General features: G+C 64.0%; 18 protein-coding genes. 10 read left to right on the plus strand and 8 right to left on the minus strand.

Features of this window, described 5'->3' with window-relative positions; translation table 11 throughout:
• Positions 1 to 11: 11 nt before the first annotated feature.
• From ACUXVA_RS11350 to ACUXVA_RS11370, 5 genes are read left to right on the plus strand one after another with little or no spacing between them, the layout of a single operon-like run.
• Positions 12 to 890, plus strand: coding sequence for an ABC transporter permease (locus ACUXVA_RS11350; RefSeq protein WP_413776545.1), 879 nt, complete (start codon positions 12 to 14; stop codon positions 888 to 890).
• A 4-nt stretch (positions 891 to 894) separates the two neighbouring features.
• Entirely contained in the window at positions 895 to 1,962 is a 1,068-nt protein-coding gene (locus ACUXVA_RS11355; protein ID WP_265080210.1) for an ABC transporter ATP-binding protein, read from the plus strand.
• Positions 1,959 to 2,156 (plus strand): hypothetical protein, encoded by a 198-nt coding sequence (locus tag ACUXVA_RS11360; protein WP_265080209.1) that lies wholly within the window; start codon positions 1,959 to 1,961, stop codon positions 2,154 to 2,156. Before ACUXVA_RS11355 ends, ACUXVA_RS11360 begins: the two co-directional genes overlap by 4 nt.
• Positions 2,153 to 3,568, plus strand: coding sequence for an amidase (locus ACUXVA_RS11365; RefSeq protein WP_265080208.1), 1,416 nt, complete (start codon positions 2,153 to 2,155; stop codon positions 3,566 to 3,568). The genes ACUXVA_RS11360 and ACUXVA_RS11365 overlap by 4 nt, the downstream gene beginning before the upstream one ends.
• The gene (locus tag ACUXVA_RS11370; RefSeq protein WP_265080207.1) at positions 3,565 to 4,548 is read left to right on the plus strand and encodes an ABC transporter ATP-binding protein; all 984 of its coding nucleotides are present in this window, start codon (positions 3,565 to 3,567) and stop codon (positions 4,546 to 4,548) included. The genes ACUXVA_RS11365 and ACUXVA_RS11370 overlap by 4 nt, the downstream gene beginning before the upstream one ends.
• Before the next feature lie 160 nt (positions 4,549 to 4,708).
• Here the strand turns inward: ACUXVA_RS11370 and ACUXVA_RS11375 are convergent, their stop codons facing one another.
• The 4 genes from ACUXVA_RS11375 to ACUXVA_RS11390 form a co-directional block, all read right to left on the minus strand.
• On the minus strand, positions 4,709 to 5,191 hold the full coding sequence (locus ACUXVA_RS11375) for a CinA family protein (protein ID WP_445492184.1): 483 nt from the start codon (positions 5,189 to 5,191) through the stop codon (positions 4,709 to 4,711).
• Between the two features lie 25 nt (positions 5,192 to 5,216).
• Positions 5,217 to 6,257, minus strand: a complete 1,041-nt coding sequence (locus ACUXVA_RS11380) for an esterase (protein ID WP_265080205.1) — start codon at positions 6,255 to 6,257, stop codon at positions 5,217 to 5,219.
• Between the two features lie 181 nt (positions 6,258 to 6,438).
• Complete coding sequence (locus ACUXVA_RS11385) at positions 6,439 to 7,755, minus strand: MFS transporter (RefSeq protein ID WP_445492186.1); 1,317 nt, start codon at positions 7,753 to 7,755, stop codon at positions 6,439 to 6,441.
• 147 nt (positions 7,756 to 7,902) lie between these two features.
• Positions 7,903 to 8,799 (minus strand): transcriptional regulator GcvA, encoded by an 897-nt coding sequence (locus ACUXVA_RS11390; RefSeq protein ID WP_265080203.1) that lies wholly within the window; start codon positions 8,797 to 8,799, stop codon positions 7,903 to 7,905.
• A gap of 116 nt (positions 8,800 to 8,915) precedes the next feature.
• Between ACUXVA_RS11390 and ACUXVA_RS11395 the strand changes: the two genes are divergently transcribed.
• Positions 8,916 to 9,137 (plus strand): DUF1127 domain-containing protein, encoded by a 222-nt coding sequence (locus tag ACUXVA_RS11395; protein ID WP_265080202.1) that lies wholly within the window; start codon positions 8,916 to 8,918, stop codon positions 9,135 to 9,137.
• 20 nt (positions 9,138 to 9,157) lie between these two features.
• Positions 9,158 to 9,754 (plus strand): GNAT family N-acetyltransferase, encoded by a 597-nt coding sequence (locus ACUXVA_RS11400; RefSeq protein WP_445492188.1) that lies wholly within the window; start codon positions 9,158 to 9,160, stop codon positions 9,752 to 9,754.
• 45 nt (positions 9,755 to 9,799) lie between these two features.
• Here ACUXVA_RS11400 and ACUXVA_RS11405 read toward each other — a convergent pair whose 3' ends face one another.
• Complete coding sequence (locus ACUXVA_RS11405) at positions 9,800 to 10,501, minus strand: SDR family NAD(P)-dependent oxidoreductase (RefSeq protein ID WP_265080200.1); 702 nt, start codon at positions 10,499 to 10,501, stop codon at positions 9,800 to 9,802.
• A 93-nt stretch (positions 10,502 to 10,594) separates the two neighbouring features.
• Between ACUXVA_RS11405 and ACUXVA_RS11410 the strand changes: the two genes are divergently transcribed.
• Both ACUXVA_RS11410 and ACUXVA_RS11415 read left to right on the plus strand, forming a co-directional pair.
• Positions 10,595 to 12,364, plus strand: coding sequence for an acyl-CoA dehydrogenase family protein (locus ACUXVA_RS11410; RefSeq protein ID WP_445492191.1), 1,770 nt, complete (start codon positions 10,595 to 10,597; stop codon positions 12,362 to 12,364).
• A 106-nt stretch (positions 12,365 to 12,470) separates the two neighbouring features.
• Positions 12,471 to 13,463 (plus strand): IS481 family transposase, encoded by a 993-nt coding sequence (locus ACUXVA_RS11415; RefSeq protein ID WP_265078738.1) that lies wholly within the window; start codon positions 12,471 to 12,473, stop codon positions 13,461 to 13,463.
• Between the two features lie 113 nt (positions 13,464 to 13,576).
• Here ACUXVA_RS11415 and ACUXVA_RS11420 read toward each other — a convergent pair whose 3' ends face one another.
• On the minus strand, positions 13,577 to 15,085 hold the full coding sequence (locus ACUXVA_RS11420) for an amidase (RefSeq protein WP_445492193.1): 1,509 nt from the start codon (positions 15,083 to 15,085) through the stop codon (positions 13,577 to 13,579).
• A 100-nt stretch (positions 15,086 to 15,185) separates the two neighbouring features.
• Complete coding sequence (locus tag ACUXVA_RS11425) at positions 15,186 to 15,713, minus strand: cytochrome b (protein WP_265080198.1); 528 nt, start codon at positions 15,711 to 15,713, stop codon at positions 15,186 to 15,188.
• A 74-nt stretch (positions 15,714 to 15,787) separates the two neighbouring features.
• Here ACUXVA_RS11425 and ACUXVA_RS11430 point away from each other — a divergent pair, with 74 nt between their 5' ends.
• On the plus strand, positions 15,788 to 16,105 hold the full coding sequence (locus ACUXVA_RS11430; protein WP_445492195.1) for a hypothetical protein: 318 nt from the start codon (positions 15,788 to 15,790) through the stop codon (positions 16,103 to 16,105).
• A gap of 115 nt (positions 16,106 to 16,220) precedes the next feature.
• Here ACUXVA_RS11430 and hemN read toward each other — a convergent pair whose 3' ends face one another.
• Positions 16,221 to 17,582, minus strand: a complete 1,362-nt coding sequence (gene hemN, locus ACUXVA_RS11435) for an oxygen-independent coproporphyrinogen III oxidase (protein WP_445492197.1) — start codon at positions 17,580 to 17,582, stop codon at positions 16,221 to 16,223.
• Between the last annotated feature and the right edge of the window lie 197 nt (positions 17,583 to 17,779).

A 17,779-nucleotide genomic window follows, 5' to 3' on the forward strand; every position in this document is an offset into this window, starting at 1 on the left:
TCATGACCGCGATGACCGACACCGCGCTGCAGGCAGCGCCTACGCACGCCGCCCGCGGCTACTGGGCCACGGTGGGCCGCCGTATTGTCAAAGACAAGGTCAGCATGACGTGCGCGGCGATCCTGCTGCTGATTCTGCTCGGCGCGTTGTTCGCGCCGTGGCTCGGCCTCGCCGATCCCTATCAGGGCTCGATGATCCGCCGGTTGCGCCACATCGGCACACCGAATTATCCACTCGGCACCGACGAGCTCGGCCGCGACATGTTTGCGCGATTGGTCTATGGCGGCCGGCTGTCACTGCTGATCGGCATCCTGCCGGTGATCCTGGCTTTCGTGATAGGCACCTCGCTCGGCCTCGTGGCCGGTTATGTCGGCGGCAAGCTCAACACCGCCATCATGCGCACGGTCGACGTGTTCTACGCCTTCCCCTCGGTGCTACTGGCCATCGCGATTTCCGGCGCGCTTGGCGCCGGTATCGTCAATTCCATCGTCTCTCTGACCATCGTGTTCGTGCCGCAGATCACCCGCGTCGCCGAGAGCGTCACCACCGGCGTTCGCAACGCCGACTTCGTCGAGGCCGCGCGAGCATCCGGCGCCGACGCCTTCACCATCATGCGGGTGCACATGCTCGGCAACGTGCTCGGCACCATCTTCGTGTATGCGACGGGGCTGATCTCGGTGTCGATGATTCTGGCCGCCGGCCTGTCGTTCCTCGGTCTCGGCACCAAGCCGCCGGAGCCGGAATGGGGCCTGATGCTCAACACGCTGCGCACCGCGATCTACGTCAATCCCTGGGTCGCGGCATTGCCCGGCGCGATGATTTTTGCAGTATCGATCTGTTTTAACCTGTTGAGTGATGGCATGCGCAGCGCCATGGACATCCGGAACTGATGTCATGACCGAAATCATCGAACCCATCGACAAGCTCGAACCGTTGCCGGACATCGGCGGCGTCGCGCAGCCGCTGCTTCGCGTGGATGGCCTCACAAAACACTTTCCGGTGCGCGGCGGGCTGTTTGCCAAGAGCAAGACCGTGCGTGCCGTCGATAACGTATCGTTCGACATCGCCAAGGGCGAGACCGTCGGCATCGTCGGTGAATCCGGCTGCGGCAAATCGACCACCGCGCGACTGCTGATGCACCTGATGGAGCGCAATTCCGGCGACATCATCTATGACGGCCGCGCCGTCGGCCGCGAGCTGACGTTGCGCGAACTGCGCCGCGGCATGCAGATGGTGTTCCAGGACAGCTACGCCTCGCTTAATCCGCGCCTCACTATCGAGGAATCGATTGCGTTCGGGCCGAAGGTCCACGGCATGGCAGAAGGCGCGTCGCGGGCACTGGCGCGCGAGCTGCTGGGGAAGGTCGGCTTGCGGCCGGAGAATTTCGCCAACCGCTATCCGCACGAGATTTCCGGCGGCCAGCGCCAGCGCGTCAATATCGCGCGTGCGCTCGCGTTGTCGCCGCGCCTCGTCATTCTCGATGAGGCCGTGTCGGCGCTCGACAAGTCGGTCGAAGCCCAGGTGCTCAACCTCCTGGTCGACCTGAAGCGCGAATTCGGCCTGACCTATCTGTTCATCAGCCACGATCTCAATGTGGTCCGCTACATCTCCGACCGTGTGCTGGTGATGTATCTCGGCGAGGTCGTCGAACTCGGCCCGGTCGACAATGTCTGGGACAGGCCCGCGCATCCCTATACGCGCGCACTGCTGGCGGCGATGCCGTCGTCGGACCCTGACAACCGCACCCAGACCCCGCCGATCACCGGCGATCCGCCGAACCCGATCGATCCACCGTCCGGCTGCCGTTTTCACACGCGCTGTCCGTTCGCCGAGGCGGTATGCTCCGGTGAAAGCCCGAAGCTGACCGATATCGACGCGACCGGACATCAGGTCGCTTGCTACATGTTCATTCCGGGCGCCAGCCACAGCAAGGCGCCAGCCGCAGGAGCCATGCCGTCATGACCGCGCCAACACCCAACCAGATCAAGGCGATCGCCGAGTTCGGCGGTTTAACTGTTGCCGACGATGTCGCGGCGCGCATCGCCCATGCCATCGGCCCCGCTTATGAGGGCTTCAAGGCCATCGCCGGCACGCTGCCGATGGATCTCGAGCCCGCCACCTTTCTCGTCGTGCAGAATACGAAAGCCGTCAAATGAGCGTCACCGAACCCGCATTGCTGTCGCTGACCGAAATAGCCGACGCCATTGCCAACAAGAAGATCTCGTCGCGCGAAGCGACAAAGTCATGTCTCGACCGGACCGCCAAATGGCAGTCGAGCCTCAATGCGTTCATGTCGATCGAGGCCGATGCTGCGCTGGCCGCTGCCGATGCCGCCGACGCAGCGCTCGCCAAGGGGCAGAGCAAGGGCGTGCTGCACGGCGTGCCGCTGGCGCACAAGGACATGTATTACGACGAAGGCCATGTGGTCACTTGCGGCTCGCACATCCGCCGCGACTGGGTCGCGACCACGACGTCGACGGCGCTGCAGCGGCTGAAGGACGCCGGCACCGTGCGCCTCGGCTCTCTGCAGATGGTGGAATTCGCCTATGGCCCCACCGGCCACAACGCGCATTACGGCGCGGTGCATAATCCGTGGCATGTGGATCACGTCACCGGCGGCTCGTCGTCGGGTTCGGGCTCCGCCGTCGCTGCCCGTTTGACATTTGCGGCATTGGGCTCCGACACTGGCGGTTCGATCCGGTTGCCGGCGCATTTCTGCGGCGTCACCGGATTGAAGACCACCGTGGGCCTGATCAGCCGCGCCGGCGCCATGCCGCTGTCGCAGTCGCTCGACACCGTCGGCCCGCTGGCCCGCACCGTCGAGGATTGCGCGCTGCTCACCGGCCTGATGGCCGGCGCCGATCCGCTCGATCCGACCACCAGCACGCGCGCGGTGCCGAACTACATGGCGGCCACGCACGCGTCGGCCAAGGGCATGACCGTCGGCATTCCCAAGGCGTTCTACGTCGAGGATCTCGATGACGGCACGGCGCAGGCCCTGCAGGACACCATTGCAACGCTGAAGCGCGAGGGCGTTCATGTGGTCGAGGTCGACCTGCCGGACCAGCGACAGCTTTCGGCGGCTTGCCAGTTGCTGATCGTCACCGAGGCTGCCGCGATTCACAAACGCTGGATGGTCGAGCGGCCGCAGGACTATGGCCCGCAGATCCTGGCACGGCTGCAGAACGGCTTCGGCATTTCCGGCGTGACCTATCTGGAAACCATGCGCTGGCGCGGTCCGGCGCTGGCGGCTCATCTCGCCGCGGTCGCCGGCGTGGATGCAGTTCTGGCGCCGGTTTCGCCGGCCGCGGCACCAACCATTCTGGAAACGGATGTCGGCAACAGTCTGGACGCCGAGGCGATGATCCAGCGGGTGACACGCTTCACCCGCCCGATCAACTACCTCGGCCTGCCGGCGCTCTCGATTCCGACCGGCTTCACTTCCAGCAAGTTGCCGATAGGCATGCAGCTGATCGGTCGACCGTTCGATGAAGCCACCGTGCTGACCATCGGCGCCGCGTTCCAGCGGGCGACTGATTTCCACACCCAATGCCCGGAGCTTGCATGAGCAATCTCGTCGAGGTCCGCAATCTCAACGTTCGCTTCGGCGGCGAGCGTACCGTATATGCGGTCAACGATCTCAGTTTTTCGCTGGGCGAGGGCGAGGTGCTCGGCCTGCTCGGCGAGTCCGGCTCCGGCAAGAGCGTGACCCTGCGGGCCTTGATGCGGCTGTTGCCGAAGAAGCGCACGCAGATCACCGGCACCGTCAACGTGATGGGCAAGGACGTGCTGGCGCTCAACGACGAGGAGCTGTCGGCGTTTCGCGGTCAGACCGTATCGATGATCTTCCAGGAGCCGGCGCTGGCGCTGGATCCGGTCTACACCATCGGCCAGCAGATCGCCGAGAGCGTGATGCGCCACGAAGGCAAGAGCCAGGCGGACGCGAACAAGCGAGCGCTGGAGATGCTGGAAGTGGTACGCATCCCCTCGGCGAAGCGCCGGCTCGATGCCTATCCGCATGAAATGTCGGGCGGCATGCGGCAGCGCGCGATGATCGCGCTGGCGCTGGCCTGCAAGCCGAAGATCCTGCTGGCGGACGAGCCGACCACCGCGCTGGATGCTACCGTGCAGATCCAGATCCTGCTGCTGCTGCGCGAATTGCAGCGCGAATTCGGCATGTCCATCATCTTCGTCACCCACGACATCGGCGTGGCCATCGAGATCTGCGACCGTGTCGCGGTGATGTATGCCGGCCAGATCGTCGAGCAGGGCACGCTGAGCCAGATCGTGCGTAGCGCGGTGCATCCCTATCCGCGCGGCCTGCTGGCCTCCACCGTGCACGGTGCCAAGCGCGGCGCGCGGCTGGAGACCATCCCCGGGACGCCGCCCTCGCTCGACAAGGCACCGGTGAACTGCTCGTTTGCGCCGCGCTGCAGCTTCGCGCAGCCGCGCTGCGTCGAGGCGCCGCCGCCCAACGTGCATCTCGACGGCAACCGCGTGGTGCGCTGCATTCTGGCGGAGCAGATGGCGGTGGTTGAGACGGTTTAAGTTACCAACTCTCGTGTCCCGGACGCGATGCGGCATTCTCATGCCGCTCCGCAGATCCGAGACCCACACCTGCAGTGCTCTTGCAATGGGCCCCGGATCTGCAGCGCACGACGCCGCCTGGCGGCGGCGCACTGCACTGCGTCCGGGGCAAGAGCTTCTGCTACCCCGCCAAATTCTTCAGCAAGAATGTCAGCGCAGTCTGCGCGAAGACGTGCATGTTGCCGAGCCGGTCGCTGCTGCCGGTCTCCAGCGTCATGACCTCGTTTCGCGGCCCGGACACGGCCATGCGGCTGTGGCCGGCGGCGTCGCCGTAGCTGTTGCCGGACGGACCGGTGGCGCCGGTTTCCGACAGGCCCCAGTCGCAGCCAAAGCGTTCGCGGATGCGCTTTGCCAGCAGTTGTGCATAGGGCTCCGACGCTGAGCGGATGCCGGTCATGGCGTCGTTGTCGATATCCCCCAGGATGCGGCGGGCGTCGCGGGTATATATCACCGCGCCGCCGAGAAAATACGCCGATGCGCCGGGCACCGCCAGCAATGCCGCCGATATCAGGCCGCCCGTGGACGATTCCGACACCACGATCTTCTGCTTGCGCGCGATCAGTTCGATCGCGATCTTTTCCGCCAGCGGGACCAGGTCCTTCATGATGGTTCGCCCATTCTGCAATCTGTCAGGGTTGTCGGGTCAGGCCTTTGCCGTGCAGCCATGTCTGGATGAGTGCAGCGACCTCGGCGTTGTTCTTGTCCATCATCAGCATGTGCGAATTGCCCTTGATGCCGACCTTTGGCAGATCGACAACGTCGGCGATGCCGCCCGCCGCCTTGATCCCGTCTGCGAAGGCCACTCCGGTTGCGCGAATTTTCGGCCAGCGCGAATCCTGTTCGATGAAGTCACCGTAGACCAGCAATGACGGAATGCCCTTCAGCATGTCCACCTTGGCCGGATCGCCGACGCCCGCCGGTTCGATGGCGATGAGCGCCTTGACCTTGTCGGGCCGCGCCTGCGCCGCCTTGAAGCCGAACGCGCCGGCCTGACTGTGAAACAGGATGACGCAGGGGCAGACCCGGTCAATCTCGGCGATATAGGCGGCAAGGATCGCATCGTCCGTGGTAGTCCACCGCGGCACGTTCTGCTTGACGAAGTTTTCGTAACCATCGTTGGGAAACTGGCTGCCGGGCAGCAGCTTGCGTTTGGCCGGATCCGGATCGTACGAGCCTGGGCCTGCGCCGATGCGAAACCGTTCGAATGGGTTGCCGGTGGTCAGGAACACCGGCTCGCCTTTGAAGATGTCAGGATACTGCGCCCAGCCGGAACGGCCACGTTCAACCGCATCGGAATTGTAGACAGCCCAGCCCTTGCGCAGGAAATAGTTCAGCCAGCCTTCGCGGCCATCCGGTGTGGTCTCATAGGTGACGCCGGTGAGGCCGCCGCCATGCCACATCAGCAACGGGACGGTGCCGGTCTCGTTCGCAGGCAGGAAGTACTGCACGTACATCTGCTCGACCTGGTAGGTGCCGTTGGGGTCGACCTTGGCCGGCACGCCGCCCTGGGTGAACGTGACCTCCTTGACCGGCTTGCCGCTGATCTCGACCAGCCGCCCGCCCACATGGAAGGAGCCCATGTCGTGCAGCGCGATAGGCTCGGCAGCCCGCGCAGGGATGGCTGCGGCCATGAGCAGGGCTGCCGCGGCGATGAAGCAGGAACGTGACATGAATCCTCCCACGATAGCGTTTTATTGTTTGTTCGTCATGGTGCCTGCCGGTGCGTCAGGCGTTTGATCGCATGATCGCACCGGCGAAGCCCATCTGGCGATGGGCGGGTATGCTTAGCCGTTCATCGACGCGTCGCTTCCGCAAATCAGGCGATCATCATGATCGCTTGCCGCCCGCCGCTCAAGCCTGTGCCGGCGCGGTCTCGCGGGTCGCGATGGATTTGCCGCCGCGATAGATAGCCAGCGTTGCCATCAGGCCGGAGGCGGCGGCGAACATCAGCCAGAAACCGGGCGAGGCGTTGTCGCCGGTTTCCTTGATCAGCCAGGTCGAGGCCAGCGGCGTGAAGGTGCCGAACAGCGCGGCGGCCAGTGCGAAGGCGAGCGAGAAGCAGGTCGTTCGTACATGGGTCGGCACGATCTCCACCAGCGCGCCCAGCATGGCACCGCTGTACATGCCGAAATAGAACGAGAACAGCATTTCCACGGCCAGCATCTTGCCGAAGGTTGGCGCCGCCGTCAGCCACAGCAATGCGGGATAGGCGGTGAGCAGCGCGAGAACGGAGATCGTGATCAGCACCGGTTGGCGTCCGATCCTGTCCGACAACGCGCCGCCGACCGGATTCCAGATGAAGTTGGTCACGGCTACGGCCAGCGTCACCAACAGGCTATCGGCCGTCGACAGCTTCAGCACGTTCTTGCCGAAGGTCGGCGTATAGACGGTGACGAAATAGAACGTCACGGTGGTCATTGCCGTCATGAACATGCCGAGCATGATGATCTTCCAGTTCAGCGCCGCCGAGGCGAAGATTTCCTTCGGACTGGGATGGTGCTTCATGGCGAGAAATGCCGGGGTCTCTTCCAGCGTCCGACGCAGGACGAAGATGAATGGCACAATGATGCAGCCGACGAAGAACGGAATGCGCCAGCCCCAGGCTGTGACCTGATCCGCCGGCATGATTTCGCTCAGGAAGTAACCGAGCAGTGCTGCGACGAAGATCGCGACCTGCTGGCTGGCCGACTGGAACGAAGTGTAGAAGCCCCGGTTGCCCGGCGTCGAGATCTCGAACAGGTAGACCGACACGCCGCCAAGTTCGACGCCGGCGGAGAAACCCTGCAGCAGCCGGCCGATCAGCACGATGATCGGCGCCGCAATGCCGATCGAGGCATAGGTCGGGCATATCGTGATGACTACGGTGCCAATTGCCATAATCCCGAGCGTCACGATCAGCCCCTTGCGGCGGCCGATACGATCGATGTAGGCGCCGAGGAAGATCGCACCGACCGGCCGCATCAGGGCGCCCAGCCAGAAGGTCGTGAAGGTCAGCAGCAGCGCATTGGTGTCGTTGCCCGGTGGGAAGAACGCCTTCGAAATCGCAGTGGCATAGAAGCCGAACAGGAAGAAATCGAACTGTTCAAGGAAGTTGCCGCTGGTCGAACGCAGAATGGCTCCCAACCGTGATTTGATCTGCGGCTGCGCTACGGTGGCTTGCGATGTCACGACGTTTCTCTCCTGGCTCGGGCCGACTCATGGTGGTGCTAGCTGGACAACTGTCCTATTCTTCTGCGGCAATCTGCCACAGTGCGGCGCGACCACCAACCAGAAACCACTGCGAGACACGAGATCTCTCAGTAATATCCAACAAATTCAGGCTTTTGCCGATCCGGAGGCCAGCAGCCACTTCCGGAACGCGGCGAGCTTCGGCGTCTCGGCTGCCGCCTCCGGCGCAACGAGATAGAAGCCTGCATCGGCCGGCAGGCGGATCTGGAACGGCACCATCAGCCGGCCCTTGGCCAGATCGCCTTCCACATAGGTCGTCCGGCTGATGGCCACGCCGAGGCCATCGATCGCGGCCTGCAACGTCATGAAAATCATGTCGAAGGACAGGCTGGGCTGTTTTGCGATGTCGGCCGAAAGACCCGCGGCGGTCAGCCATAGCCGCCAGTCGTCGTCATAGCCGCTCGAATGCAGCAGCGTGTGATGCGCGAGGTCCGCAGGCGAGCGCAGCGGCCGCTCGCCGGCCAGCAGCGCCGGGCTGCACACCGGAAACACCTGATCGGCCGTGAGCCAGTCGGCGCGCAGGCCGGGCCACTGGCCGCGGCCGTAGCGGATGGCGGCATCGACGTCGCCGGCATTGAAGTCGACCAGGCTGGTCGAGGTGGTGATGCGCACGTCGATGTCGGGATGAGCCGCCTGGAAAGTCGACAGCTTCGGCAGCAGCCATTTGGACGCCAGTGAGGCCAGCGTGCTGATGGTCAGCACGCGGTCGTTGCCCTTTCGCTGCAGGCGGTCAGTGGCCAGCCGGAGATCGTTGAACGCCGCGCGCACGCCCGGCAGATAGTCGCGCGCCTGTGGGGTCAGCGTCAGGGCGCGATTTTGCCGAAGGAACAGCTTGATGCCGAGTTCCTCCTCCAGCCGCCGGATCTGATGGCTGATCGCGGTCTGGGTCACGTTCAATTCAGCGGCGGCATTGGTGAAGCTGAGGTGGCGCGCCGCGGCCTCGAAGGCGCGCAGGCCGTTGAGCGACGGAAGGCGGGCGGTCATTGTCTGTCCTGACGCGTAATGCATGAGTCCGTATCATGCGAAGGGGACAACATGTCGTTTGTCGAAATTCACCGAGGGGCAGATATTTCCTGAGAAATTAACTTCAGGAGAGCAAAATGTCCACGTGCACCCATGAACCGTTGGCCACTCGCGAACCGATGACAAATCATCATGTTGCGGGCTTGCTTAGCCAGGTCCTTGAAGTGGTCCGTACCTGGCACGAGCGGCAGCACGGCAGGCGCGAACTCCAGCATTGGACCGAGCGCGATATGCGCGATGCCGGCGTGTCGCCGGGCGACGTACGGTTCGAAGCCGGAAAGCCGTTCTGGCAGGCGTGAGCCGAAGTGGAGTGCGGGCCATGCTGGCGCTGGATCTCAACCATCTCGATCAATATTCCGACCATCTCCGATCCCTCAGCGGGGTCCCCGTGACGGTGCGCTTCGTCGCGCCCGAGGACGCGTCTGCACTGCAGGCGTACTTCCGCAGCCTGTCGGTGCAGTCGCGCTACAATCGGCTGATGGGCGCAGCCAGCGAACTGCCGCCGGCGCAGCTCGACGCCTTTACGCATTTGCATGACGACGGCCGGTTCTCGGTGGTGGCGACGGTTGCGAGCGACGCCATGGAGACCATCGTCGGCGAAGCCCGCTATGCGTTCGACGAGGATACTGCGAGTGTCGAACTTGGCCTGTCGGTGGCGAACGCCTTTCAGGGCCAGGGGATCGGTACGGCGCTGATGGCCAACCTGGAATGTCGCGCGGCTGCGCTCGGCGCCAAACGCCTGTTCGGCGATACGTTGCGCACCAACGACGCGATGGTGGCGCTGGCGCGAAAATCGGGCTTTGCCTTTGCTGCGATACCGAATGACTGGAGGCAGGTGCGGTTCACCAAGCCAATCGAGGTCGCGCCGCGTGAGGTTCCGTGTGCGACGTGGCATCTGCTGGCGGAAGCGGCATGACTCGTCGCTCGCACCACGCCAATTGGCCTGGTGCGAGCGACAGCTTTAAAACTTCTCCACCCACGGCCGGATCTCCAGTTCCGAACTCCAGGCGCTGCGGGGTTGCTGCAGGACGTTCCAGTAGTTGAGTGCGATCGCATCGGGGTCCAGCATGGAGTCCGGACGGTCGGCAGGCTCGGCGCGCACCGAACTGCGGATGCCGCCGTCGATGACGAAGTGTGCGATGTGAATTCCCTGCGGCGCGAATTCACGCGCCAGCGATTGTGCCAGACCGCGCAAGGCAAACTTGCCCATGGCGAACGGCGCTGATTGCGCAAAGCCCTTGATGCTGGCCGACGCCCCGGTGAACAGGATGGCGCCGTGCCGGTCCGGCAGCATTCGCTGCAGTGCCTGTTGCGCCACCAGAAAGCCGCCGAAGGCGCTGACGGCGATCGACTGCGCGACATCGGCGGGAGCCAGTTCAATGAACGGGCCGCGGGCGCGCTGACTGGCGTTGTAGACCACCACGTCGGGCTTGCCGAGCTTGTTCTCCACGTCGGCGAACAGCTTTTCCACGTCGTCGGCATCGGTGGCATCGCAGGTGAATGCCGTTGCGCCGGTGTCCCTGCACAGCGCATCGAGCTTGGCGATGTTGCGGGCGGCGAGCGCGACGCGAAGGCCCTGTTTCGACAGCAGCCGTGCCAGCGAAGCGCTGATGCCTTCGCCGGCGCCGACGATCAGGGCAGTTTCATAGTGCGGAATGTCCATGGGATGCATTTCTCCAGCAGGCCACTTTATTCGATCGCGCGCGAGGCGCATGATGCAGATGGAAACGCCACCCACATAAACAAGAGGGTCGTCATGAACGCCCAGACCAAAATCAGTGCATCGATCGCTGCCAACCTGATCGCCCCCGATACGTCCGGCATGAACTTTTATCGCGCCGATCCGGCGCTGCGTGATCTGTTGAGCATCCATCTGCCCGAAGCGCTCTTCGTGCATATCGAGCCGCATCTCGACCGGCTCGGCGGGCTTGCCGGCGGCGTGCTCGATGACTGCGCGCGGATGGCTGACCAGCACGTGCCCGTGCTGCACCAGCGTGATCGCTTCGGTCGCGATGTGCAGTGGATCGAATATCATCCGGCCTATCGTGAGCTCGAAAAGGCCGCCTATGGCGAATTCGGCATCCATGCCATGTCGCATCGCGCGGGCATCCTCGGTTGGCCGTCGATCTATCCGGTGGTCGCCAAGCATGCCTTCACCTTTCTGTTCAACCAGGCTGAGTTCGGCATGGGTTGTCCGATCAATGTCACCGACGGCGCCGCAAAACTGCTGTCGAAATTCGGCGACGCCGCACTGAAGGAAAAATATCTCGACGGGCTGACGCAGACCGACATGCGCAAGCTCACCCAAGGCGGCCAGTTCATGACCGAGAAGGAGGGCGGTTCCGATGTCGGCACGCTGACGACGACGGCCGTGCAGGAGGGTGATCACTGGCGCCTCACCGGCGAAAAATGGTTCTGCTCCAATGCGGATGCCGAGGTGGTGATGCTGCTGGCAAGGCCGGAGGGCGCGGTGGGCGGCACCCGCGGCGTCGGCCTGTTCCTGATGCCGCGGCGGCTGGAGGACGGCTCGCCCAATCACTATCGAATTGTGCGTTTGAAGGACAAGCTCGGCACTCGCTCGATGGCGTCGGGCGAGATCAAGCTGGAAGGCGCCATCGCTTATGCGGTGGGAAATCTAGACCGCGGCTTCGTGCAGATGGCCGAGATGGTCAACTCGTCGCGGCTGTCGAATGGCGTAAAGTCGACCGCGCTGATGCGCCGCGCGTATCACGACGCGATGGCGGTGGCGCGCGGCCGCGTGGTGTTTGGCAGCCGCATCGTCGACCTGCCGCTGGCACGGCGCCAATTGATGAAGATCATGCTTGCCACCGAGCAGGCGCTGTCCATGAGCTTCCTCACGGCCGATGCGCTGGATCGCGCCGAGGCGGGCAGCCAGGACGCCGCGGCGTTGCTGCGCATTCTCACGCCGACGCTCAAGTTTCGCGCGACGCGCGATGCGCGCAAGGTCTGCGGCGATGCGCTGGAGATGCGCGGCGGCATCGGTTACATTGAGGAATTCGCCAGCGCCCGGCTGCTGCGCGACGCCCATCTCGGCTCGATCTGGGAAGGCACCGGCAACATCGTGGCGCTCGATGCCTTGAAGCGCGCGGTGGGGCGTCACGGCGCCGAGGGTGCATTGGCTGCCGACCTGCATGCGCGGCTCGACGATAGTTCGAGCGTTCCGCAGGCGTGGCGCGACCGGCTGCATGGCCTGGTCGATCGCGCCATCGGTTTTGCCCGTGAGGTCGCGGCGCATTCCGATCACGAGGCCGATGCGCGGCGCGCCACCAGTTCGCTCTATCACGTCGCCAGCGCGGTGGCCTTGGCGTGGGAAGCCGAAAAGATCCATGCGCGGCGTGGCGACGCCAGGCGTCTCCTGTTGTCGCGTCTGGTGATCGACCATCGCCTGATGGCGCCGGATCCGTTCGCTGTGATCGAAGGTCCGACACAGCGCGCTATCACAGAGTGTCTGCTCGACGAGCGCGATTTGGGGATGGCGGAGGCGGGCGCGTTGGTGATGGCTTAGCTTCGCGCGCAACTGTCATCGCCCGGCCAGGTGCGCAATTGAGCGCTAGATGTTTGGTCCCAGCATTTGATGGTGCATTATTCTCCGACGGTTGGAAGGATGCGCTATGGGACAGGTTCACCACGGGAGCGCCACAACGACAGCGGCGGTCCGTCGAGCGATACAACATAGTCAAGAGAGCCTGAGGGTCTTGGCCAGGCGGCATGGGATCAATCCCAAGACCGTCGCCAAGTGGAAGGCGCGGGCCTCGGTCGAAGATCTACGAACCGGGCCGAAAGACCCGAAGTCGACGGTTCTGACGGTCGAGGAAGAGGCGCTTATTGTCGCCTTCCGGCGGCACACGCTGCTGCCGCTCGATGACTGCTTGTATGCCCTGCAACCAACCATCCCGCATCTGACGCGCTCGTCACTGCATCGCTGCCTGCAGCGCCACGACATCTCGCGATTGCCTGAAGTCGAGGGCGACAAGCCAGATCGGCGTAAGTTCAAGACCTATCCGATCGGCTACTTTCACATCGACATCGCCGAGGTCCGCACCGAGCAGGGCAAGCTCTATCTGTTCGTGGGGATCGACCGGACCTCAAAGTTCGCCTTCGTCGAGTTGCACGAGAAAGCCACTCGGCGCATCGCCGGCGACTTCCTGCGCCACCTGATCGCGGCCGTGCCCTACAAGATCCACACCGTGCTGACCGACAATGGCACGCACTTCACCACGCCCGGTGCCGGTGGCTCAGCGGTCCCTGAGATCAAGCTGGCCCTCGAGCGTGGCGAGCCGGTCTGGGCCCATGGCTTCGAGTTGGCTTGCGCCCAGGCCGACATCGATCATCGCCTCACCAAGCCCAAGCACCCCTGGACCAATGGCCAGGTCGAACGGATGAACCGGACTATCAAGGAAGCGACCGTCAAGCGCTTCCACTACGAGACCCACGACCAACTCCGTCGCCACCTCGGCGACTTCATCGACGCCTACAACTTCGCGCGTCGGCTAAAGACCCTGCAGGGCCTCACACCCTACGAGTACGTTTGTAAGATCTGGACAAAAGAGCCCACCAGATTCAATGTTGATCCGACCCATCAAAGTCCGGGACTAAACATCTAGGTCCGGGCGATCCAGTAGACACTGCCGCCGGTGATCAGACCTCAACGTCGCAGTTTACTGGATCCCCCGCTTACGCGGGGGATGACAGTGGAGTGCCCGGAGAGACTAAGACTTCAAAATCCCTTCGGCGCCTTGAAGCCGCCGAACTCACGTTCGATCAACTCGGCCAGTTTCAGCGGCGTGCGGTCTTCCAGCCATGGCCCCATGATCTGCAATCCGATCGGCAGCCCATCCTTCGACATCGCGACGGGAATGGCGGTTGCTGGCAGGCCGGGCAAGGTGGCAACGCCGGGCCAGATCAGCTGATCGACATAGGGATGGTTCACGCCGTCGATCTCGATATTGCGCTTGTCTTGGTCGGGGTCGTGATTGTGCGGATAGGCGGGCGTCGGCATCACCGGGCAGATCACCGCGTCGAAGCGCTCAAACAGCGCGCGCCACTGGGCGCGCAGTCGGTTGCGGCCGTTGTCTGCGATCAGCCAGTCGCGATGATTCAGCACTGCGCCGCGGCCGCGTTCGGCCGCGAGGCTGAGATCGTTCGGATCGAGTTTCGAAACCAGGGTGACGTTTGCCGCGTATTCCTCGGCCGGGGCGCCGGCGGCCATCAGGGCCACCAGCATCCGCATGTAGAGCCGCGCGCCGTCTGCGAGATCGGGCAGCAGCGGGCTCGTCCGGCTCACGCTGGCGCCGGCCTTTGCCAGGTTTGTGGCGAGCGTTTCCACCGCTTCGCGCACGCTTGCCGAGATCGGCAGAAGCGGATGAGCGTTGAGCACCAGAACCCGGAAATCCTTGAGTTCTGTATGCCGCGCCGGTGGCAGCGCTAGCTGGTAACCGACGCCTTCGTGCCAGGGGTCCGGCCCGGCGATGACGTCGAGCAGCAGGGTGAGGTCGGCAGCGCAACGGGCCATCGGGCCGATCACCGAGAGGTCGCGGGTCGAGGGCAGCGGCGGAAATGGCGGCGGGACGTGGCCACGGGGCGGAGCTAGCGCGAAAGTCGGCTTGTGGGCGTAGATGCCGCAATAGTGGCCGGGCACGCGCAGCGATCCGCCGATGTCGGAGCCGAGCGACAGCGCGCCATAACCGGCCGCCAATGCGGCCGACGATCCGCCGGAGGAGCCGCCCGGCGTGCGGCCGAGGTCATAGGGATTACTGGTGGTGCCATAGATGTCGTTGTAGCTCTGCCAGTCGCCGAGACCGATGGGCACGTTGGTCTTGCCGAGGATCACGCCGCCCGCATCCTTTACACGGGTGATGGCGAGGGCGTCGTCTGCGGCAATAAAATCCTTCTGCGCCGGAAAACCCCAGGTCGTGGGTAGACCGGCGACATTGAAGGATTCCTTCACCGTCAAGGGAATGCCGAGCAGCGGTGCGGTGTCGCCGCGCCCGAGCGCGGCGTCGGCGGCGCGGGCGGCGTCGAGGCCACGATCGAAATCGCGCACGCAGACGGCGTTGACGCGGCTGTCATGGGTTTCGATCTGGTCGATGACGCCCTGCGCCAGTTCGACGGCAGAGACTTTTTTTGCGTTCAGCAGGGAGGTCAGTTCGGTGGCGGTCGCAAAATTCAATTCCGGCGTGGTCAAGGCGCATCTCCTGCGATGATCGACGGGATCGATGATGCGCATATCGCGGTACCGGAGCAAGCGCTATCAGCGAAATGCACGCACCGCGGAAGTGTCGGGGATCAATGGTCCGGAGGCCGAGTGCGTGCGGCCTACGGGCTGCCTATCCCGGCAGCATCCGCTGCATGATGCGGTCGCGATAGACAAAGATGTGGACCAGCACGGCCGCAACGTGCAACGCGATGACAATCATCAGGCCCCATTCCGTGGCCTGATGCCAGCCGTCGATCAGTTTGCCGGCCTCCGCATTTTTCGACGACAGCATGGGCAGCGGCACCAGGTAGAACAGCGACACCGACCAGCCGCGGAACGAGGCGAACAGCCAGCCCGTGATGGTTGTGGCCAACACCAGAACATAGAGCAGCCAGTGCATCGCCTCCGAACTGACGCGCTGCCATGGCTGCAACAAGCTATCCGGCGCCACCGGATGGGTGCTTCGCCACACCAGGCGCAAGGCGATAACTGCGAGGATGAGCATACCGAACGAGAGGTGAAACGTCATCGGGGCACCGGGCGGGCCGGCATGGATGTCGGGCATCAGCCAGCCGATCGGATACTGGATCAGAAGCAGCGCCACGATCAGCCAATGCAAGATCTTGGCTGGAGTGCCGTAGTGCAGACGATCAGTCATGACGTTCTTTCAGTGAGCAGGGGTCAATAGACGGCTCTGCGAGTTGCGGAGCGCGCCGTCGGATTCACGGGTCCGTGGGGACACGTTCGCCGGCGTCCGCTGAGATTCACATCGAAGATGCCGAGCTTAAAACCGGTGACGGCAAACAGCGTATGCTGCTGTTCGGCCGACGGACTAAGGCGCTCGATCTGATCTTGCGCGCCAGGCGCACCGCCGGTGCGGCGTCACCAACTGGTGGGAAGGTCTGGATTTCGTCGACGGCCCAAGCGGGGGCCGCGAAGGCAAGACCGGTGGCGAAGGCGAGATTCCCGAAGCAGCGTCGTAGAGTCTTCATGGCGCTGATCCAGCTCGTCGATCCGGCACATGGCAGCGGCGGCCGACATCAAGGTTAGAATTATTCTAAATTTTCTAGAAGGTCACTCGCGCACGGTCAAGCTGCCGGTTCCCTTTTCGATCCAGCGTCGAGCAGCGGCCATATGGCGGATCCGGATTCTGACAACCGCAGCGTCACACCGACATCGAGTGTTTCGCGCCGCCGGCGACGGGATTGAGATAGGCGTCGAAACGGGCGCAGATGTTGCGGACGAACGGGCGACCGCGCGGCGTCAGCTCAAACCCGTCATCGGTTGACTTCAGAAAACCGTCGGGATCGTTGACCACCAGCGCATCGGCCTCGCGCAGCAGGGCATGCGCTTCTGCCTCGCCGAAATTCGCAGCGATGGCTGCGAAGGAGAACGTGAAATCGCACATCAGGCGTTCGATGACGAAGGCGCGCAACCGGTCGTCGGGCGTCAGCGTCCAGCCGCGCGTGGTGGCGAGACCGTTCTGCCCCACGCGGTTGGCATAGTCGCCCACAGCCACGGCGTTCTGCACGTAGCCCTGCGGCAATTTTCCGATCGCCGAAGCGCCAAGCCCGATCAGCGTCTCGGCGCCGTCGGTGGTGTAACCTTGGAAATTGCGGTTGAGCGGCTTCGTCGCCAGGCTGTCCTCGCGCCGTGCAAAATGATCGAGCCCGAGTTGCACGTAGCCAGTCTTGGTGAGCTGGGTGGTGAGCCGACGCGCCATGGCGAAGCGCTCCATCGGCCCGGGCAGCGCGGCCTCGTCGATCAGCTTCTGATTGTGCGCGCGCTGCGGCAGGTGAGCGTAGCCGAAGATGGCGATGCGGTCGGGCGACAGCTCGATCACCCGGGCGATGGTGCGGGTCAGGCTCTGCTCGGTCTGGTGCGGCAGGCCGTAGACCAGATCCATATTGACCGAGGTCACGCCACGGTCGCGGAACAGGTCCAGCGACGCCTTGGATACCTCGTAGCTCTGCATACGGCCGATCGCGGCCTGCACCGCGGGATCGAAGTCCTGCACGCCGATCGAGATTCGGTTGACGCCGATTCCAACGAAGGCATCGGCCTTGTCGGCGGTCATCAGCCGCGGATCGATTTCGACGGCGAATTCGGTGTCTGCGTCGAGGTGGAAACTCGCCTTCAGCGCGCCGCCCAGACGCGTGATGTCCGCGACCGACAGAATATCCGGCGAGCCGCCGCCCCAGTGCAGGTGGGGCAGCCGATGCCCGCGCGGGACCAGACCGGAGACCGTGGCAATCTCGGCCTCCAGCGTATCGAGGTAGCGCGCGACAGGATCGTAGCGGCGTGTCGCCTTGGTGCTGCAGGCGCAATACCAGCACATCTCGTTGCAGAACGGAATGTGCACATACAGCGATAGCGCCGCGTCATCGGCCAGCCCGGCCAGCCAGTTGCGGTAGTCGCCCGGACCCACCGTCGGTTTGAAGTGGTTCGCAGTGGGATAGCTGGTGTAGCGCGGCAACGCGGCGGCTCGCCGCATCACCAGCGCCTTGTCGATCTCATTCAAGCTCATGGCCTGCTCCCGAGCGGAACCGCGCCGGTCCGGCGGCTCGCGCATTCCGGGGACCATGCCCGCTCTACCGTCGGTGGGGGATGATCTGGATCAAGCTTCCTGCACATCGTGGCTCCCTGCCATGGCGGGGCGCGGGCGGGGCGATCAGAAGCCGGCCGTATAGCGACGGCATAAAAAGCTCATGAGGCCGAACCGGT

It is taken from the genome of Rhodopseudomonas sp. RCAM05734, assembly GCF_052658035.1.